Raw genomic sequence first — 17,600 nt, 5'->3', positions numbered from 1 at the left:
CAGTGGGCCTGGGGGTCGAATGGGCGGTCCAATGGTTGACACTTTCCGCTCGGCTCATGTCTGAGCACCGGGAGGAGTTGATTGCCTTGGACCGTGCTATTGGCGACTCGGACCACGGCGAAAACATGGACCGGGGATTCCAAGCCGTCATGGAGAAACTTGCCCAGACTCCACCGGAGACACCCGGCGCAGCCCTGAAGCTGGCCGCGATGGCCCTGATGTCCAAGGTGGGCGGGGCAGCCGGACCGCTGTATGGAACCGCATATCTCCGGGCGGCCACCGCGCTGGGAGAAAACGCGGACGTTGATGCAGTGGCGCTCGCCGGAGCACTGACTGCGGCACGAGACGGAATCGTTGCCAGGGGCAAGGCGGAGCTGGGCGACAAAACCATGGTGGATGCCTGGTCTCCGGCTGTGGAAGCGGCGGACGAGGTCCTGGTGGCCGGTGGAGATGCTGTGGCGGTGCTGGCTGCGGCGGCCGAGGCTGCCGAGGTTGGGGCCGTCACGACTGATCCGTTGGTAGCCCGCAAGGGTCGCGCCAGTTACCTCGGTGAACGCAGCGCCGGTCACCGCGATCCCGGGGCTGCGTCTTCTGCCCTGTTGTTGCGCGCAGCCGCTACCGCTGCGGGATTCCCCGATGGGGCCGCTGAATGACGGTGGGCTTGGTGGTGGTCTCGCACAGCCGGAAGATCGCGGAAGGTGCGGTGGAATTGGCCGCGCAGATGGCCCCCGATGTGCGGTTCTACGCCGTCGGCGGCACGGATGATGGCAGGATTGGCACGGACCTGGAGAAAACGATCGCCGCATTCGAGGCGGGACTTGGGGAGGCCGCAGGGGATGGCGTGGTGGTCCTGATGGACCTTGGTTCCGCGGTCATGACGGCAGAATCAGCGGCCGAGTTCTGCAGCGAGCCGGACAAAGTCCTCCTTGCCGACGCTCCCTTGGTGGAGGGCCTCGTTGCCGCCGCGGTGGCCACCCAGGGTGGCGCCTTGGCGGCCGCAGTGAAGGCCTCCGCGGAGGCGGTTCGATTTGGTCCGGAGCCCGCTTTTGATGGCGCCGGGCGGGCTGAATCCCAAGGCAGGGGCGAACCTGCGGAAAGCGGCGAGTTCGAGCTCATCAACCCCATGGGAATGCACGCCAGGCCTGCGGCGAAAATTGCGGGCGGACTCGCGGGCCTGGATGTCGAGGCAACCGTAAACGGCGTCGATGGCACATCCATTATGGAACTCATGAGCCTCGCAGTGGGCAAGGGCGGCAAGCTCAGAGTCGAGGCTTGGGGAAAAGATTCATCGAAAGCCGTGGACTACGTCAGGCGGCTGGTGGAACAGGGATTCGGCGAGATCTGACGCTGCGGAGAGATCCGAGGCCGCGCCGAGATTTGCCGCCGGGAGTTCAGGACTGCCGCAGACCGTGGGCATCGAGCAAGAGGCTTGCCTTGATGGTGGTCTGGCACTGCTCGCCCCACGGTTTGGCGCTTATGGGTGTAAAGCTGAGTGTCCTGGCCGGCAACGTCGCGCCGTTTGTGCCCGTGCCAGTCACTTCGGCATCGATGGGCGAGGACGTCAGTGTTCCCATGTTCAGGAAGCCGTAGCGGGTGCCGTCCGGTGACGTGATGGCAGAGCATGACCCCTCGGGTTCAGGGCCGCAGGACTGAGGTGCCGACACGCTGCCCGGGCGCAAATCCAGGTCGGCCTCGCGGCATTTCCCGTCTTGGCATGCCTTCAAATGGACGGTTTTGATCGTTGGCGCGTATTCTGCCGTGATTGTCAGGGACACTACGGGGGCCATCGCAATTGCCGGACAAACGGTGCCTTGAGGTTCGCATCCCGACCAGAGCGCCGCCGTCGTGGTCAATGCAATGGCGGCCCACAACCTGCGCATACTTGAGAATAATCCCGGAGCCGGGGCCCGGAGCGGGATGCCTGCAACTGGCAGGCACATCGTTACCGACATCTGCGGATCGTTGCGGCTCCGCGACCTCAAAGCCAAGTCACGGCCGGTTCGACAGGGTTTTCTGCCGAGCGCAGGGAATAAGCCGGCCGCAAAGAATAGGGTACTTTGCATGACTCAACCCTCGGATGTGCATGCCACCCGCTCCGCTTACAACGCGGTAGCTGCCGACTACGCCGAACTCCTGCGCAACGAACTCGACACCAAACCCTTTGACCGGGCCATGCTCGGCACTTTTGCCGAGCTCGTGGACGCTTCTGGAAGTGGGACGGTTGCCGATATTGGTTGCGGGCCTGGACGGATTACGGCGCACCTGGATTCCCTCGGCCTGGCGGCTTTCGGCATCGACCTCTCGCCGGAGATGGTGGCAGTAGCCCGCAAGGACCACCCCGGCCTGCGGTTTGATGAAGGATCGATGGAGGCCCTGGAGCTGGCGGACGGCACCTTGGGTGGCATCGTCGCTTGGTATTCGATCATCCATACGCCGCCGGCCCGTTTGCCGGGGGTGTTCGCCGAATTCCACCGGATCCTCCTGGACGGCGGCTTGCTGCTGCTCGCCTTTCAGGCCGGCGACGAACCCAGGCACTTGGACTTCGCCTATGGCCACGAGATCGACCTCGATGCCTACCGCTTGCCGCCTGAACGCATCACGGAACTCCTCCTTCAGGCCGGCTTTGTTGTCGAAGCGCAGCTTCTCCGCGAACCGGACGACAGGTACGAGAAAACCCGGCAGGCCTACCTTCTAGCCCGCAAGCCAGCGCGCAAACCGGCCACGTCGTGAAGGAAGCACCGTAGCGGAACCAGCGCAAACGGAAGCCTAGGCCGGGAGCCGCAGTCCGCCGTCGTGCATCTCGGCCAAGCCGTCCCGCAGGAGCCCCTCGAGAGCCCGTTCCAGCTGCTCCGGGGCAGAATTCAAGCGGTGCAGGGCAGCCAGCGGGACGGCCGCGCCATCGGCGGCGAAACCGAGGTCGGCCGCGGGGCGCTCGAACAGTTCAGGGGCTACCGGCGAATCGGCCACGCGCAATACGGCCATGACGGCACCCCGCAGCTGCCGGTCTGTGCCGTGCCATGCCTGGCCTTTGGGCGTGTACGTTGGCGGGGGCTCACCTGCGGCCAGCCACGCGCAGGAATCGCGGACAGGGCAGTCCGGGCACTTGGGGGAACGGGCGGTGCACACCAGCGCTCCGAGTTCCATGACGGAAGCGTTCCAGCGGACGGAGAGCTTGACGTCGTCGGGCATGAGTGATTCAGCGAGGCGCATCTCAGACGCAGTGAGCGACGGCGCCGGCAGCGCAAGTCCCGAAACGAGCCGGGCATGCACTCGCCGGATGTTCGTGTCCACCACGGTTTCGCGGCGCCCGAACGCAAAAGCAGCCACGGCCGCTGCCGTATAGTCGCCGACGCCCGGAAGGCTCAACAGCGATGCGTGCGTGTCCGGCACCCTGCCGCCATGCTGTTCCACGATCGCGACGGCGGCCGCGTGGAGCCTGAGCGCCCGGCGGGGATAACCGAGCCTGCCCCAATGTCGCACGGCCTCGCCCGCGGGTTGCTTTGCGAGATCCGCTGGTTCCGGCCAGCGTTCCATCCAGTCTTCCCACACCGGGAGGACGCGAACTACCGGAGTCTGCTGAAGCATCACCTCGCTGACCAGGATTCCCCACGGGCTGCAGTCGGGTGATCTCCACGGCAATGCGCGGGCCACCTCGGAGAACCAGCGGTCCATGGACTGGTGCAAGTCCGTGAGGTGATGGGGGCCGGCAAGTTCAGCGGCGCCTGGCAGTGACATGGAGATCCTTGCTGCGGTTCGTGGCGGGCCCTGTTGGCGGCCGATTCCTGCCATCCACTGTAGTGGAGTCGGCCGGGAATGACGTAGGTCATACTGGCTCCGATCAGGCCCCGGCGGCGTGGTGCGGCGTCATCCCGGCCTTGCGTTGCCTAGCCTAGAAGCATGGTCAACAAGGGCAAGCAACCGCCGAGGGCGCGCACGTCGCCGTCGGCAAAAAGCCCTGCCCGGACCGGAGGTGCAAACCGTTCGGCGAATGGGGCCCGGCCCCAAAGGCGACGAACAAGCCCTGCCGTTTACCGGCGTCGGAGGCTGGTGGTCTTCGGTGCCCTCCTGGTGGTCCTGGCGATGCTCGTGGCCGGGGTCGTTGCTATGAGTTCATCCCTTGCAAGCAAAGCTGATCCCGGCGCATCCAAGACCCAGGCAGTCGGAGCCGCTCCTGCGAGCCAGGCCCCTTCGACGGATCCCATCGCGGCCGCTACAACGCCCACGGCCACGCCGGTGTGCGACCTCAATCTGGTGACGGTAACGGCGTCCACGGACCAGCCTGCCTATGCGGCCGGGCAGAACCCCGTGCTGAGCATGAAGATCACCAACGGCGGAGCAGCACCGTGCCAGGTCAATGTCGGCACGTCCCAGATGGAGTTCCTGGTGATGAGCGGCGAAGACCGGATTTTCTCCTCCAAGGATTGCCAAGCAAAGGGCGATGACCTCGTGAAGCAGATCGATCCGGGCAAGAGCGAGATCGCCAACTTCCCGTGGCAACGTAACCGGACGACGGAGGGCTGTGGCGTAATCTCGGCCAAGCCAGCCACCGGTACGTACACCTTCAAGGCCGTACTGGGAAACAAGGCGAGCACCAAGGCCGTCTTCCAGCTGGGTTAGAGGAACCTGTCCAGCAGGCTGGCTTCGGCCATGCGGCTGAGCCCTTCGCGGACGGTTCGGGCACGCTGGTCGCCGATGCCGTCCACGGTCATGAGATCGTCGATAGTGGCGGCCATGAGGTGCTGAAGTCCACCGAAGTGCTCCACCAAACGGTCGGCCACGGCTTTCGGAACCGACTTCAGCCCGGACAAGAGGCGGTAACCGCGCGGCTGCACACCGGCGTCGAGCACGTCCATGCCCCCGGCGAACCCGATGATCCCGGCGATCTTGCCCAGATCAATCAGCTCGGCCGGGCCAAGATCCAGAAGGGCCTGCACCGCGCCGTCGATGTCCTCGGGCGAGGCGTCTGCGCCGGCGTAGTCGCGGATGATCACGTCGCTGCCCGGACCGCGGCCGGTGGTGAGCTCCTCCAACTGCAGCGAGAGCAACCTGCCGTCCTCACCCAGCTCCAAGACGTACTGTGCGATTTCCTCGGCAATGCGCCGGACCATTTCCTGGCGCTGAAGGGTGACAGCCACATCCCGGACGGTGACCATGGCTTCGATTTCGAGGGCCGACAGGGCACTGGTGACCTGGTCCAGGCGGGCGCTGTAGCGTTCGAGGGTTGCGAGAGCCTGGTTGGCGCGGGCGAGGACTTTCTCTGAGCCCTCCAGCACGTGCCGCAGGCCGTTGACGTAGAGGGCGATGATCTGCATGGACTGGCTGACCGAAATCACCGGCACTCCGGTCTGGATGGCCACGCGCTCGGCCGTCCTGTGACGCGTTCCTGATTCCTGGGTCTCGATGCTGGAGTCCGGCACAAGTTGTACTGCGGCACGAAGGATGTTCCCGGCGTCCTTGTCGCAGATGATGGCACCGTCCATCTTCGCGAGCTCACGGAGCCTCGTGGGGGAGAAATCGATGCCGATTTCAAAGCCGCCGGAGCAGATGGACTCGATGGTCCGGTCCGTTCCCAGCACAATGAGGGCGCCAGTGCGCCCACGGAGGATGCGTTCCAGGCCGTCGCGCAGCGGTGTTCCGGGGGCCACCCTGCCCAGAGTCGCCTTGAGCGATTCTTCGGGGCTCCGAGCCATAGGTGTTCCCTTCAAAGGTGCAGGCAGGCGCGCCCGCAAGTATGCCGGTTTTCAGCAATGAGTCGACGGGATCAAAATGCTACGTTTCCCGCAAGCTCAATGATAGAGGTATAGACCGGCAAGAACCGCACAGGCGAGCCTTAAAGTGCCCCAAAGAAGGTTATGTGGCGGGTGCTTCGAAACGCGTTCGACGGCGGCCCCCGGACCGCCACTTTCAGCTCGGTCCCCGGGACCCTCAGGGAGCCGTCCGAAGGCGCGCGAGTCGCTCAAGGTCGCGTCGCACACTCTGCAGGGCGGCTTCCCGGGCCGCGGCCCTTCCGGTGTCCGGATGCGTTTGCCTCGCAGGAGCGTGGGTTCCACCGGTGTTGGCGTCCGGACGGTGTCCTTGCTGCGGCCAACTCCTGGGCGCGGCGGAGTTCGCTTCCGTGAACCCGGCAGGGTTCGCCGGGAAGTTCGCGGCCGGGTTCGCAACGGGGGAGGGGCCGAGGGGATCGTAGAACAAGTCATTCCCTGGTTTCATTGATGCCCTGTTCCTTTCATGCCATCGTCGGCTGGTCGGGTGTTTTCCTGGCGGATGGCTCCAATCCGGGCTGGATGTGTCCGCCATTGATTCAAACTATCGGCAGGTGATTTCGGAGGTTTGTGCACCTCGTTTCGATCCTGTTAAGCGGTGGCCTTGGGACGCTGCCCCCGGCGTGGTCCCGGGCTGCGATAAACTTGGTATCTTGGCTGGCGCGCAAATCGTGCCGCTCCCTGAGTTGGCCCCCGGTCGGCATAGGGCCCGTATCCAGCCTCCATTCCACGTTCGGCCCGTCGTTAGAGTGCGGGCAACGCCCAGATCGCAGCGAAAGTAGCACCGTGTCCCAAGAAGTCCTGAGCCCCGCCCGAGTCCAGGAAATTCACCACGAGGCCTCCCGGCGTCGGACTTTCGCGGTTATTTCGCACCCTGACGCCGGCAAGTCCACGCTTACGGAAGCCCTTGCCCTGCACGCCAAGGTCATCGGCACCGCCGGTGCGTCGAGCGGCAAGGCCAACCGCAAGGAAACTGTTTCCGACTGGATGCAGATGGAAAAGGACCGCGGTATTTCCATCAGCTCCGCGGCATTGCAGTTCTCCTACCGGGACACCGTGATCAACCTTCTGGACACCCCGGGCCACGCCGACTTCTCCGAGGACACCTACCGCGTCCTGGCCGCCGTCGACTGCGCAGTGATGCTCGTGGACGCCGCCAAGGGCCTGGAAACGCAGACCATGAAGCTCTTCGAGGTCTGCAAGCAGCGGAACCTGCCCATCATCACGGTCATCAACAAATGGGACCGCCCGGGCCTGGATGCCCTCGCGCTGATGGACGAGATCACGGAACGCACCGGACTCCAGCCCATGCCCTTGACGTGGGCCGTGGGCATTTCGGGCGACTTCCGTGGAGTCTGGGACCTGCGCAACGACCGCTTCGCACGGTTCGCGCGCAACAATGCCGGCGCCAACATCGCCATCACCGAGTACTTCACTCCGGAAGAAGCAGCCGAGACCCAAGGCAACAACTGGAGCGACGCCGTCGACGAAGCCGGACTCGTGATCGAATCAAACCTTGAGTTCAACGTGGAGAGCTTCCACGCCGGAACGGCGACACCCATTCTCTTCAGCTCGGCGGCCTTGAACTTCGGCGTCAAGGAGATCCTTGACGCCCTCGTGGACTTCGCGCCTCCGGCCGCACCCCGCCCGGACATCGACGGCGAACCCCGTTCCGTTGACGCTCCCTTCGCCGGGTTCGTCTTCAAGGTCCAGGCCGGCATGAACAAGGCCCACCGCGACCACGTTGCGTTCATCCGTGTGTGCTCCGGTGTCTTCGAGCGCGGCATGGTGGTCACGCAGACACGCACCGGGAAGTCCTTCGCCACCAAGTACGCCCAGCAGGTGTTCGGGCGCGAACGCGAAGTCATCGACGAGGCCTACCCCGGCGACGTCGTTGGTTTGGTCAACGCGTCCTCACTCCGCGTAGGGGACAGCTTGTTCCTGGACGAACCGGTGGAATTCCCCGCCATTCCGCTCTTTGCCCCCGAGCATTTCCAGGTGGCCAGGTCCCAGGACCCCAGCCGCTTCAAGCAATTCCGCCGCGGCATCGAGCAGCTTGAGCACGAAGGCGTCATCCAGGTGCTCCGTTCCGACGTCCGAGGCGACCAGGCACCCGTGCTCGCGGCCGTAGGTCCCATGCAGTTCGAAGTAGTGGAGGACCGCATGGCCCACGACTTCAATGCCCCGATGCGCTTGGAGCGCCTCCCGTACTCGATGGCGAGGATCTCGACGGCGGAGGCCATGCCGGCGCTCGCCAACGTCCCGGGCGCTGAGGTGCTGCTGAGGTCCGACGGCGAGTACCTTGCGTTGTTCAACGATGTCTGGGCTCTGCGCCGGATCGAGAAGAACCACCCGAAGCTGACGCTGGTCCCGATCGGCACGCACAACCCGGCGAAATAGTCCTCCAAGGGCGAAGTAATCCCCTGGACATGCCCCTCGTTCGAGCCGAGGACTGGACATAATCCTGTTATGTCCAGTCCTTGGTTCGAACAGGGGACATGTCCGGTGGTGGCGGGGTTGGCAGGCGGGCAGGGTCGTGGAGTGGACATGCCCGGTGGGGGGCGTTCAGTAGCTCACTTGGCGTTCGAGCTTGTTTCCCAGCCCCAGCATGGCAAGGCTCACCACGAGGAATCCTACGGAGATCGCCACCGCGAAAACCGCCACTCCACCCCAACCGCCTGCGCGCATGGGGTCGATGAACCAATAGGCGTACCAGTTTACGAAGGAGCCGCGGATCAGGCTGTAGACGAGGTAGGCAACCGGGTAGAGCAGCCAGTACCAGAGGTGCTTGACGGTCAACTTGGAGCGCGGGGGCTGGAACAGCCAATCGGCCACCATGACAACCGGCATGAGGTAGTGGACGACGAAGTTGACCCAGGGGAGCAAGGAGCCGAGGTCCTGTCCCGCGAGGAGTGCGCCGAAAACGAGTCCCACCACGGCCATTGCGATCGTCGCAGTGCCCCGGGTGGCGTCGTCGAGCTCGCTGGGCCGCTTGCCAACCAGCACGCGGTAGCCGCTGATCAACAGCACCACCGACGCGAAGATGTTGGACAGATTGGTGAAGTAGCTGAAGAAGTTCCACGGATCAAAGCCCAAGCTGATGTGGACCGTGAGCTGTGTCCCGACGGCTGCAAGTGTCAAGAGGGCAAAGAAGAGGCGTCCCCCAATGAGCACATTTCTTTTTGTCATGGGGATAATCTTCCGGTGGACGCGGCCAAGCCCGCGCCCGACACTCCGAGGCCAACCCGGCCGCTAGGTGATCAGCAACTCCAATGCCTCGGCCAGGTGTGCCACCTCGCGGACCGAGAACCCCTCCGGAACAGGTCCCGGTCCATTGGGGCTGGCGGGCACCACGGCGTGGGTGAAACCAAGCCGCTGGGCCTCGTGGATGCGCTGGTTGATTCCGGGAACGGGACGGACCTCGCCGGCCAGGCCAACCTCGCCGAAGGCAATGAGCCTCTGAGGCAGTGCTTTGCGCGCCTTTGCCGAGGCCACGGCAAGCGCCACCGCCAGGTCGGTGGCCGGTTCGCTCAATTTCACCCCTCCGACAGTCGCCACGTAGGAGTCGTCCTTGTGCAGGATGCAGCCGGCCCGCTGTTGGAGCACGGCCAGGAGCATGGCGACGCGCGAGCTGTCCAGGCCGCTCGTGGCCCTGCGCGGCTGTGAGCTGGCACTTTCGGCCAGGAGCGACTGCACCTCGGCCAGCAGCGGGCGCCGGCCTTCCATGGTCACGGTGATGCAGGTACCGGACACCGGCTCGCGTGTCCGCGACACAAAAAGGCCGCTGGGATCGGCGAGGCCTTCGATGCCGGCTTCATTCAGGTCGAAACAGCCGACGTCGTCCGTGGCCCCGTAGCGGTTCTTGACCGCGCGCAACAAACGCAAGCGCGAATGGCGCTCGCCTTCGAACTGGCACACAACGTCCACCAGATGCTCCAGGAGACGCGGACCGGCAATGGAGCCGTCCTTCGTCACGTGGCCAACCAGCAGGGTGGTCATGTTGCGGCGCTTTGCGGCGGCGATGATGGACGCTGCGACTTCCCGGACCTGTGAGACGCCGCCCGCGCTTCCTTCGACATCGGCGCTGCTGAGGGTCTGTACCGAGTCCACAATCAGCAGCTTCGGCTCGAGCTTCTCCACTTGCCCCAGCGCCTGCCCGAGGTCCGTTTCGGCCGAGAGATAGAGGGTATGCGCGACCGCGTCAATCCGTTCCGCGCGGAGCTTGACCTGGGCCGCCGATTCCTCGCCCGTGACGTACAGGACGTCCTGCCCCGTGCGGGCGAACTTCGCAGCGACGTCCAGGAGGAGGGTGGATTTTCCGACGCCGGGTTCTCCGGCGAGCAGGATCACCGCGCCGGGAACCAGCCCTCCGCCCAGGACGCGGTCCAGTTCGTCGACGCCGGTGGGCAGGAACGCGGCCGTGGTGCCGTCTACCTCGGCAATCCGGCGGGCCGGCTCCAAAACCGTTGTTGCCGCCGTCGTACGCGCCACCGTGGCGCCGCTTTCCTCCACGGTGCCCCACGCCTGGCACTCACCGCAGCGCCCCACCCACTTGACCGTGGTCCACCCGCATTCGGCACATTTGTACGCGGGTGTCTTGGAAGTGCGTGAGGTCTTGGAAGCCATGCGTACAAGGCTAGTGGAGGGGTAGGACAGTCATGCGCGACTCACTGCAAGGGAGGAAGCACGTCGCGGGCTTCCCGGGGGTCCATGCCCGCGGCTTCGAGCAGGTCCACCATGAGCGGACGGAAGAGCATCACCACTGTTTCACCCTCGAGCTTTTGGACGTGCAGCATTTTGGGGTGCAGCCGGGTGGCAATGTCGGCCAAGTCCTGCCGCGCACCGCGCAGATGGGCGCGTCGGGCGCCGTCGTGCACTTCCGCGAGGCCGAGCGACAGCTCCTCGACGGCTGCAGAAGTGTCCTGCAGGACTTCCGAAATGCTGTCCGTCGCCTCGTCCGTCAAGGCTGCATGGTTGATGGCGCTCGTGAGCCTCCGCGCGAACACCCGTCCGTTGCGAAGGGCGAGGTCGATGGAATCCAGTGATTCCTCCAGCATGGTCAGCTCGTCGCGGTGCCGACGGTACGCGGGGGCGAGCGTGGCCACCTCACCGGAGGCCTTGAGGGACTGGCGCATCCGATCCACGAGGGGTTGGCAATTCCGGCCCCGGATGAGGGCATGCCAGGCCTGGGTCGAATCGCTGTTGATCAATGCGTCGGCACACTCACGGAGGACCTCCGAGAGTTCGTGCAGGAGTTTGCGGACGTCCTGGCGCGGCTCCCGGCGCGGGTCCTTCGGGACCAACATGGTGACGAGGAGCGCGAAAACCCCGCCCACGACGGCGTCGATGCTCCGGGTGAAAGGTCCCCCGGCCGGCGCGGGCAGCAAGACCACGAGCAGCGACTGCAGGCCGAGTTGGGTGGTGAAAATGGAGCCACCGTCCAGGAAACGTGCCAACAGGATGGAGAAAAGAAGGACGACGGCGGCCTGCCAGATCCCCGAACCCAGCCAGTGGAGGAGCAGATCACCGACGACGATCCCCAGGGTGCAGCCAAACCCGACTTCCACGACCCGGCGAAGCCGTGGATCCCGCGAGAAGCCGAGCGCGATCAGCGACGAGGTCGCGGCGAAAAGGGGTCCGGAGTGCCCCAGGATATATTCAGCGAACGCGTAGGCGCCCACGGCGCACACGGTCATCTGGACGGCCGGAACCAACGAGTTCCGGCTGCGGATGAAGCCGGTGCGCAGCCGCGCCCGCAGGAATTTCTTGCTCGCTGAAAGTCCTTGGGGGGCGGTCATGGCTCAAGTCTATTCAGGAGCGGCTCACGGAGTGCGGCTCGCCGAAGGAACCGCAAAGTGAGGGGCGTCACTTAATCCCTCATGACACGCCGAGCGCAAGGGTGACGCTGCACATGTAAGCCAATGGTCCACAGCCGTTCACCTTCCGTTCACTTTGGACCGCCGATCCCGTTACCTGCGGCTCTTACCGTCAATCAAGGTACAAACACGTACGCAAATCTTTCGTATGCCGACTTTCTCCCTCGGTACGCATCAGAGAATCCCTGGAAGGGGTACATCCCAGTGAAGGCAACTCGCTTCGGCCGCAATGCGGCAATCGCGGTCCTCGCAGTCGGCGCCCTTGCGCTGACCGCTTGCGGTTCGGACAACGCAACCGGCGCCACCCCCGCAGCCACCCCGAGCGCCGCAGGCGTCAAGGTCACCGGCACCCTGACCGGTATCGGCTCCTCGGCGCAGGGCGCCGCAATGGACGCCTGGAAGACCAACTTCGCTTCCGCGAACCCGGGTGCCACCGTTCAGTACTCCCCGGACGGCTCGGGCGCAGGCCGTAAGGCCATCCTCGACGGCTCCGCACAGTTCGCAGGCTCTGACGCCTACCTGACCGACGCTGAGCTGGCCACCTCCAAGACCAAGTGCGGCACCGATGGTGCTATCAACATCCCGGTGTACATCTCCCCGATCGCCGTTGCCTTCAACGTTCCTAACGTCAAGGACTTGAAGCTCGACGCCGACACCGTTGCGAAGATCTTCCGCGGCCAGATCAACAACTGGAACGACCCGGCAATCGCCGCCCTGAACGCCGGCGTCACGCTTCCGGACCTCAAGGTCACCCCGGTCAACCGCTCTGACGACTCCGGCACCACCCAGAACTTCACGGACTACCTCGCATCTGCGGCTCCCTCTGTCTGGACCGACAAGGCTGCCGGCGTTTGGCCTGCTTCCCTGAAGGGCGAGAACGCCAAGGGCACCTCCGGCGTCGTCAAGACCGTCACCGACACCCCCGGCGCCGTGACCTACGCTGACGACTCCGCAGTCTCCGGCAAGCTTGGCACCGCACAGATCAAGGTTGGCTCGGACTTCGTCAAGATCTCCCCTGCGGCTGCTGCCAAGGCTGTTGAACTGGGCAAGCCCGTTGCCGGCCGCCCGACCGGCGACCTTTCCATCAAGCTCGACCGCACCACCACGGATTCCTCGGCCTACCCGGTAGTCCTGGTTTCCTACCACGTCGTCTGCACCACCTACGACAAGCAGGCAACCGCTGACCTGGTCAAGGCATTCGAGAGCTACGTTGTCTCCGACGCCGGCCAGCAGGCTGCTGCCGGCTCAGCCAAGTCCGCTCCGCTCTCCAAGGCGCTGCAGGACAAGGCAAAGGCCGCTCTTGACTCCATCAAGGCCAAGGCCTAAGGACCACAATGGAGTAGTGGTGCTGCGGACCGCGGCACCACTACCCTGAATATCGAGGTTCCCCGTCCCGCGCTGGTGAAACATCACCGGACAGGGCGGGGAACTTGGCCATTTTTGAGTGAATCTGAAGGATCGTGAAGTGACCACCAACTCCTTGACCACTTCCCAAGGTGCCGGGCGCGCCGGGGACAAGGTCTTCTCTGGAGCCACCCTGGCCGCGGGATGCCTGATCCTTGCGGTTCTCTTCGGCGTCGCACTTTTCCTTGTAATCCAGGCCATCCCGGCGCTTGTGGCTCCACCCGCGGACATCCAGGGCGGGCACGGCTTCTTCGCGTACATCGGGCCGATCGTGGTGGGAACACTCATCGCCGCCGTCATCGCGATTGTGATCGCTACTCCCGTTGCCATCGGCGTCGCCCTGTTCATCTCGCACTACGCGCCCCGCAAGCTCGCCTCGGGCCTGGGCTACGTGGTGGACCTCCTCGCAGCCATTCCTTCCGTGGTCTACGGCGCATGGGGCGCGGCATTCCTTGCCCCCCAGATTTCGCCCGCCTACGGCTGGCTCGCCAGCAACATGGGCTGGTTGCCGATCTTCCAAGGCCCGGCCTCCGCTACGGGCAAGACCATCCTGACCGCGAGCATCGTCCTCTCCGTCATGGTTTTGCCGATCATCACTTCCCTGTCGCGTGAGATCTTCCTCCAGACCCCGAAGCTCCACGAGGAAGCCGCACTGGCCCTCGGCGCGACCCGCTGGGAAATGATCAAGATGGCTGTCTTGCCGTTCGGCCGCCCGGGTATCGTGAGCGCCATCATGCTGGGCCTCGGCCGTGCACTTGGCGAGACCATGGCCGTCGCGCTGGTCCTGTCCTCCGGCGTACTGACCGCAAGCCTGATCCAGACCGGCAACCAGACCATCGCCGCGGAAATCGCCCTGAACTTCCCTGAAGCCAGCGGACTCAAGGTCAGCACGTTGATCGCGGCCGGCTTGGTATTGTTCGTCATCACCCTGGGTGTCAACATGATTGCACGCTGGATCATCTCCAGGCACAAAGAATTCTCGGGAGCCAACTAATGACTGTCACAGCCCCCGTGGCGCGCAAACGCTCCGCACTGACCAAGGGCCAGTTGCCCGCATTCGCCCCATATGTCGTCCTGGCCGTCGCGCTTGTGCTCGGCGCAGCGATCCTTGCGCTGATCGGCTTCAACGCCTTCGGCTGGGGCCTCGTGTCCGCCATCCTCTTCGCGATCGGCCTGGTCGGCTGGAGCGCAGCCGTCGAAGGCGGCCGCAAGGCGAGCGACAAGCTTGCCACGTGCCTGATCGTCGGCTCGTTCCTTGTGGCGCTGCTGCCCCTGATTTCGGTGATCTGGACCGTCCTCGTGAACGGCATCCCGGGCATCATTACCCCCGGCTTCCTGACGACTTCCATGAACGGCGTCACGGGTTCCCTCGACAACAAGAGCGTCGATGAAGGCACGAAGGTCCTCGGCGGCATCTACCACGCACTTCTGGGCACCGTGCAGATCACCTTGCTCGCCACCGTCATCTCGGTTCCGGTGGGCTTGCTGACCGCCATCTACTTGGTGGAATACGGCAACGACCGGGCCCTCGCCCGTGCCATCACGTTCTTCGTCGACGTCATGACCGGTATCCCCTCGATCGTGGCAGGTCTCTTTTCCGCAGCCTTCTTCTTCGCCGTGGTCGGCCCGGGCACCAAGACCGGTGCGGTCGCCGCCGTCGCGCTCTCAGTCCTGATGATTCCGGTGGTGGTTCGCTCCAGCGAGGAAATGCTCAAGATCGTCCCGAACGAGCTCCGTGAAGCGGCTTACGCGCTGGGTGTCCGCAAGTGGCGCACCATCCTCAAGGTGGTCATCCCGACGGCGATTTCCGGTATCGCGTCCGGCGTCACCTTGGCCATCGCCCGCGTGATTGGCGAGACGGCTCCGATCCTGGTCACCGCAGGTTTCGCCACCACCATCAACAACAACGTGTTCGGCGGCTGGATGGCCTCGCTGCCTACGTTCATCTACACGCAGATCCTGAACCCGACCTCGCCGTCCAACCCGGACCCGTCGAGCCAGCGAGCCTGGGGTGCCGCGCTGGTCCTGATCATCCTGGTGATGCTCCTGAACCTCGGCGCCAGGCTGATCGCCCGGATCTTCGCCCCCAAGGCCGGCCGTTGAGCCAGCAGGCCACCAGCAAACTTCCAACCACAGCACCGAAGGAACACCATGTCTAAGCGGATCGACGTCAAGGATCTGAACGTCTACTACGGCAGCTTCCTGGCCGTTGAAGGCGTCAACATCAACATTGAAGCCAAATCGGTCACGGCATTCATCGGCCCGTCCGGTTGTGGCAAGTCAACCTTCCTGCGCACGCTGAACCGCATGCACGAAGTGCTTCCGGGCGCGCGCGTTGAAGGCGAAGTCCTGCTCGACGGCGACAACCTCTACGGACCCGGCGTGGACCCCGTGTCTGTCCGCACCCAGGTCGGCATGGTCTTCCAGCGGCCCAACCCGTTCCCCACAATGTCCATCCGCGACAACGTGTTGGCAGGCGTGAAGCTGAACAACAAGAGAATCAGCAAGGGGGCGGCTGACGCACTCGTGGAGAAGTCCCTGCGCGGCGCCAACCTGTGGAACGAGGTGAAGGACCGCCTCGAGAAGCCGGGCTCCGGACTCTCCGGCGGCCAGCAGCAGCGGCTCTGCATTGCCCGTGCCATCGCCGTGGAACCGCAGGTAATCCTCATGGACGAGCCCTGCTCCGCGCTGGACCCCATCTCCACCTTGGCCGTCGAAGACCTCATCAATGAGCTCAAGGACGAGTACACCGTGGTGATCGTGACCCACAACATGCAGCAAGCCGCACGCGTTTCGGACAAGACCGCGTTCTTCAACATCGCCGGCACCGGCAAGCCCGGCAAGCTCATCGAGTTCGCGGACACCACCACCATCTTCAACAACCCGTCCCAGAAGGCCACGGAAGACTACGTCTCCGGCCGCTTCGGATAAGCCCCGGCTGCGAAAAGCCCGACGGCGACCGTCACCTTGCGAGGTGACTGCCGCCGTCGGGGTTTGCTTGCCCGAAAGGTTACAACCGGCTCTGGTGCGGATCGCGCTCAAGGGAAGCTGGTACCTGAACAGCCTCCTCCCCCGGACGGAAGCGGCGCCAGGCCAATGCCACCAGCGGCCACGCAAGGATGAGTGCCACAACCGCATAGACGCCGACGGCGAGCGGCTCACTCCACAGCCCGGAGATGTCGCCCGCACTCAGCTGGAACGCCTTGCGCAGCTGATTTTCGATCCGAGGGCCTAGGATCAGGCCGATGATCAGCGGCAGGATCGGAAGGCCGAAGCGCCGCATGGCGAAGCCCAGGGCACCCAGGACCAGCAGGATGACCAGGTCGAACGCCTGCAGGTTGACCGCATACGCGCCCAGTGTTGCGAAAAACAGGATCCCGGCGTACAAGTAGGGCCGGGGAATCCGCAGCAGCCTGGCCCACAGCGGTGCCATGGGCAGGTTGATCAGCAGGAGCAGGGTGTTCCCGATGAACAAGCTGGCGATGAGGCCCCAGACCAGGATGGGTTCGTTCTGGAAGAGCAGCGGACCGGGCTGGATGCCGAACTGTATCAAGGCGGCAAGCATGACGCCCGCCGTAGCATTAGTCGGCAGGCCGAGCGCCAGCAGAGGCGTCAACGTCCCGGCAGCGGACGCGTTGTTCGCGGCCTCGGGACCGGCCACGCCTTCGATCGCGCCGTGCCCGAATTCCTCCGGGTGCTTGGTGAGCTTTTTCTCGACCGAGTAAGACAGGAAGGTGGGGACCTCGGCGCCGCCCGCGGGCATGGCGCCGAACGGGAAGCCAAGCGCGGTTCCGCGGAGCCACGGCTTCCAAGAGCGCTTCCAGTCCTGCTTGCCCATCCATGGCTGACCCACCGGGATGGTGGACATTTTGCTGCGGCGAAGATGGGCGGCGATCCAGAAGGCCTCGCCGACGGCGAAGATCGCCACGGCCACCACTACGATGTCCAGGCCGTCGCTCAGCAGGGGGATACCGAAGACCAGACGCTGCTGGCCGGTCACCGGGTCCATGCCGACCAGGCCGATGGCCAGACCGAGGCCGACGGATGCGAAGCCGCGGAGCTTCGAGGCTCCAAGGACCGCAGTCACGGTCAACAGGCCCAGGACCATGATGGCAAGATAGCTGGAGGGACCCAGGCTCACCGCAAACTTCACCACCAAGGGGGCGAACGCCGCCAAAAGTGCGGTTCCAATGGTGCCGGCCACGAAGGAACCGATGGCTGCCGTGGCCAGGGCTTGTGCGGCCCGGCCCGCTTTTGCCATCTTGTGGCCCTCTATTGCGGTGATGACCGTGGACGATTCGCCTGGGGTGTTCAGCAGGATGGACGTGGTGGAGCCGCCGTACATACCCCCGTAGTAGATGCCGGCGAACATGATGAGCGCACTGGTGGGTTCGAGGTTGTAGGTCAGGGGCAGCAAAAGCGCGATAGCCATGGCCGGGCCGATGCCTGGCAGCACGCCCACGGCGGTGCCAAGGAGCACGCCAAGGCACGCGAACATGAGGTTCATGGGGGTCAGCGCGGTGGAGAACCCCTGTAGCAAGAGATTGAAAGTATCCAT

17 protein-coding genes are annotated in these 17,600 nt (G+C 64.6%); 9 read left to right on the top strand and 8 right to left on the bottom strand.

Going from position 1 to position 17,600, the window contains the following annotated elements; genetic code table 11:
* Positions 1-2 precede the first annotated feature (2 nt).
* Both dhaL and dhaM read left to right on the top strand, forming a co-directional pair.
* Complete coding sequence (gene dhaL / locus QRN59_RS00765; protein ID WP_284980652.1) at positions 3-653, top strand: dihydroxyacetone kinase subunit DhaL; 651 nt, start codon at positions 3-5, stop codon at positions 651-653.
* Positions 650-1,345: a dihydroxyacetone kinase phosphoryl donor subunit DhaM gene (dhaM, locus tag QRN59_RS00760; protein ID WP_284980631.1), complete on the top strand. Its 696-nt coding sequence runs from the start codon at positions 650-652 to the stop codon at positions 1,343-1,345. The genes dhaL and dhaM overlap by 4 nt, the downstream gene beginning before the upstream one ends.
* Before the next feature lie 46 nt (positions 1,346-1,391).
* On the opposite strand, the gene QRN59_RS00755 is transcribed toward dhaM, so the two are convergent.
* Entirely contained in the window at positions 1,392-1,775 is a 384-nt protein-coding gene (locus QRN59_RS00755) for a hypothetical protein (RefSeq protein WP_284980630.1), read from the bottom strand.
* 286 nt (positions 1,776-2,061) lie between these two features.
* Between QRN59_RS00755 and QRN59_RS00750 the strand changes: the two genes are divergently transcribed.
* Entirely contained in the window at positions 2,062-2,730 is a 669-nt protein-coding gene (locus QRN59_RS00750; protein WP_284980629.1) for a class I SAM-dependent methyltransferase, read from the top strand.
* A 36-nt stretch (positions 2,731-2,766) separates the two neighbouring features.
* Here the strand turns inward: QRN59_RS00750 and QRN59_RS00745 are convergent, their stop codons facing one another.
* The gene (locus tag QRN59_RS00745; protein ID WP_284980628.1) at positions 2,767-3,735 is read right to left on the bottom strand and encodes an iron-sulfur binding domain-containing protein; all 969 of its coding nucleotides are present in this window, start codon (positions 3,733-3,735) and stop codon (positions 2,767-2,769) included.
* Positions 3,736-3,897: 162 nt separating this feature from the next.
* On the opposite strand from QRN59_RS00745, the gene QRN59_RS00740 reads away from it, so the two are divergent.
* Positions 3,898-4,617 carry a hypothetical protein gene (locus QRN59_RS00740; protein ID WP_284980627.1) on the top strand — a complete coding sequence of 240 codons (720 nt, stop codon included), beginning with the start codon at positions 3,898-3,900 and terminating at the stop codon, positions 4,615-4,617.
* Here QRN59_RS00740 and disA read toward each other — a convergent pair.
* Positions 4,614-5,690 carry a DNA integrity scanning diadenylate cyclase DisA gene (disA, locus tag QRN59_RS00735; RefSeq protein WP_284980626.1) on the bottom strand — a complete coding sequence of 359 codons (1,077 nt, stop codon included), beginning with the start codon at positions 5,688-5,690 and terminating at the stop codon, positions 4,614-4,616. The genes QRN59_RS00740 and disA overlap by 4 nt on opposite strands.
* Before the next feature lie 235 nt (positions 5,691-5,925).
* Entirely contained in the window at positions 5,926-6,210 is a 285-nt protein-coding gene (locus QRN59_RS00730; protein ID WP_284980625.1) for a hypothetical protein, read from the bottom strand.
* Positions 6,211-6,548: 338 nt separating this feature from the next.
* Between QRN59_RS00730 and QRN59_RS00725 the strand changes: the two genes are divergently transcribed.
* A complete protein-coding gene (locus QRN59_RS00725) occupies positions 6,549-8,162 on the top strand; it encodes a peptide chain release factor 3 (protein WP_284980624.1) in 1,614 nt (537 codons plus the stop codon).
* A 165-nt stretch (positions 8,163-8,327) separates the two neighbouring features.
* Here the strand turns inward: QRN59_RS00725 and QRN59_RS00720 are convergent, their stop codons facing one another.
* The 3 genes from QRN59_RS00720 to QRN59_RS00710 all read right to left on the bottom strand — a co-directional run bounded on the left by QRN59_RS00720 (position 8,328) and on the right by QRN59_RS00710 (position 11,560).
* Positions 8,328-8,951 (bottom strand): Pr6Pr family membrane protein, encoded by a 624-nt coding sequence (locus QRN59_RS00720; protein ID WP_284980622.1) that lies wholly within the window; start codon positions 8,949-8,951, stop codon positions 8,328-8,330.
* A gap of 63 nt (positions 8,952-9,014) precedes the next feature.
* Positions 9,015-10,388 (bottom strand): DNA repair protein RadA, encoded by a 1,374-nt coding sequence (gene radA / locus QRN59_RS00715; protein ID WP_284980621.1) that lies wholly within the window; start codon positions 10,386-10,388, stop codon positions 9,015-9,017.
* Positions 10,389-10,429: 41 nt separating this feature from the next.
* On the bottom strand, positions 10,430-11,560 hold the full coding sequence (locus QRN59_RS00710; protein WP_284980619.1) for an FUSC family protein: 1,131 nt from the start codon (positions 11,558-11,560) through the stop codon (positions 10,430-10,432).
* Positions 11,561-11,842: 282 nt separating this feature from the next.
* Here QRN59_RS00710 and pstS point away from each other — a divergent pair, with 282 nt between their 5' ends.
* From pstS to pstB, 4 genes are all read left to right on the top strand, one after another.
* Positions 11,843-12,964 (top strand): phosphate ABC transporter substrate-binding protein PstS, encoded by a 1,122-nt coding sequence (gene pstS / locus QRN59_RS00705; protein ID WP_284980617.1) that lies wholly within the window; start codon positions 11,843-11,845, stop codon positions 12,962-12,964.
* 139 nt (positions 12,965-13,103) lie between these two features.
* Positions 13,104-14,036: a phosphate ABC transporter permease subunit PstC gene (pstC, locus tag QRN59_RS00700; RefSeq protein WP_284980615.1), complete on the top strand. Its 933-nt coding sequence runs from the start codon at positions 13,104-13,106 to the stop codon at positions 14,034-14,036.
* Positions 14,036-15,145, top strand: coding sequence for a phosphate ABC transporter permease PstA (pstA, locus tag QRN59_RS00695; protein WP_284980614.1), 1,110 nt, complete (start codon positions 14,036-14,038; stop codon positions 15,143-15,145). Before pstC ends, pstA begins: the two co-directional genes overlap by 1 nt.
* A gap of 48 nt (positions 15,146-15,193) precedes the next feature.
* Positions 15,194-15,973 (top strand): phosphate ABC transporter ATP-binding protein PstB, encoded by a 780-nt coding sequence (gene pstB, locus QRN59_RS00690; RefSeq protein ID WP_284980613.1) that lies wholly within the window; start codon positions 15,194-15,196, stop codon positions 15,971-15,973.
* Positions 15,974-16,052: 79 nt separating this feature from the next.
* Here pstB and QRN59_RS00685 read toward each other — a convergent pair whose 3' ends face one another.
* A complete protein-coding gene (locus QRN59_RS00685) occupies positions 16,053-17,600 on the bottom strand; it encodes a tripartite tricarboxylate transporter permease (protein WP_284980612.1) in 1,548 nt (515 codons plus the stop codon).

The sequence above is a fragment of the Arthrobacter sp. efr-133-TYG-118 genome (assembly GCF_030209755.1).
GTDB lineage: Bacteria > Actinomycetota > Actinomycetes > Actinomycetales > Micrococcaceae > Arthrobacter.
This window is presented reverse-complemented; position numbering and strand designations above follow the sequence as displayed.

Bases quoted from the DNA above. Each gene is read 5' to 3' on its own strand.
- dhaM (WP_284980631.1), top strand. From the start codon at position 650: ATGACGGTGGGCTTGGTGGTGGTCTCGCACAGCCGGAAGATCGCGGAA.
- QRN59_RS00750 (WP_284980629.1), top strand. From the start codon at position 2,062: ATGACTCAACCCTCGGATGTGCATGCCACCCGCTCCGCTTACAACGCG.
- QRN59_RS00745 (WP_284980628.1), bottom strand. From the start codon at position 3,735: ATGTCACTGCCAGGCGCCGCTGAACTTGCCGGCCCCCATCACCTCACG.
- QRN59_RS00740 (WP_284980627.1), top strand. From the start codon at position 3,898: ATGGTCAACAAGGGCAAGCAACCGCCGAGGGCGCGCACGTCGCCGTCG.
- disA (WP_284980626.1), bottom strand. From the start codon at position 5,690: ATGGCTCGGAGCCCCGAAGAATCGCTCAAGGCGACTCTGGGCAGGGTG.
- QRN59_RS00730 (WP_284980625.1), bottom strand. From the start codon at position 6,210: ATGAAACCAGGGAATGACTTGTTCTACGATCCCCTCGGCCCCTCCCCC.
- QRN59_RS00720 (WP_284980622.1), bottom strand. From the start codon at position 8,951: ATGACAAAAAGAAATGTGCTCATTGGGGGACGCCTCTTCTTTGCCCTC.
- radA (WP_284980621.1), bottom strand. From the start codon at position 10,388: ATGGCTTCCAAGACCTCACGCACTTCCAAGACACCCGCGTACAAATGT.
- QRN59_RS00710 (WP_284980619.1), bottom strand. From the start codon at position 11,560: ATGACCGCCCCCCAAGGACTTTCAGCGAGCAAGAAATTCCTGCGGGCG.
- pstA (WP_284980614.1), top strand. From the start codon at position 14,036: ATGACTGTCACAGCCCCCGTGGCGCGCAAACGCTCCGCACTGACCAAG.
- pstB (WP_284980613.1), top strand. From the start codon at position 15,194: ATGTCTAAGCGGATCGACGTCAAGGATCTGAACGTCTACTACGGCAGC.
- QRN59_RS00685 (WP_284980612.1), bottom strand. From the start codon at position 17,600: ATGGATACTTTCAATCTCTTGCTACAGGGGTTCTCCACCGCGCTGACC.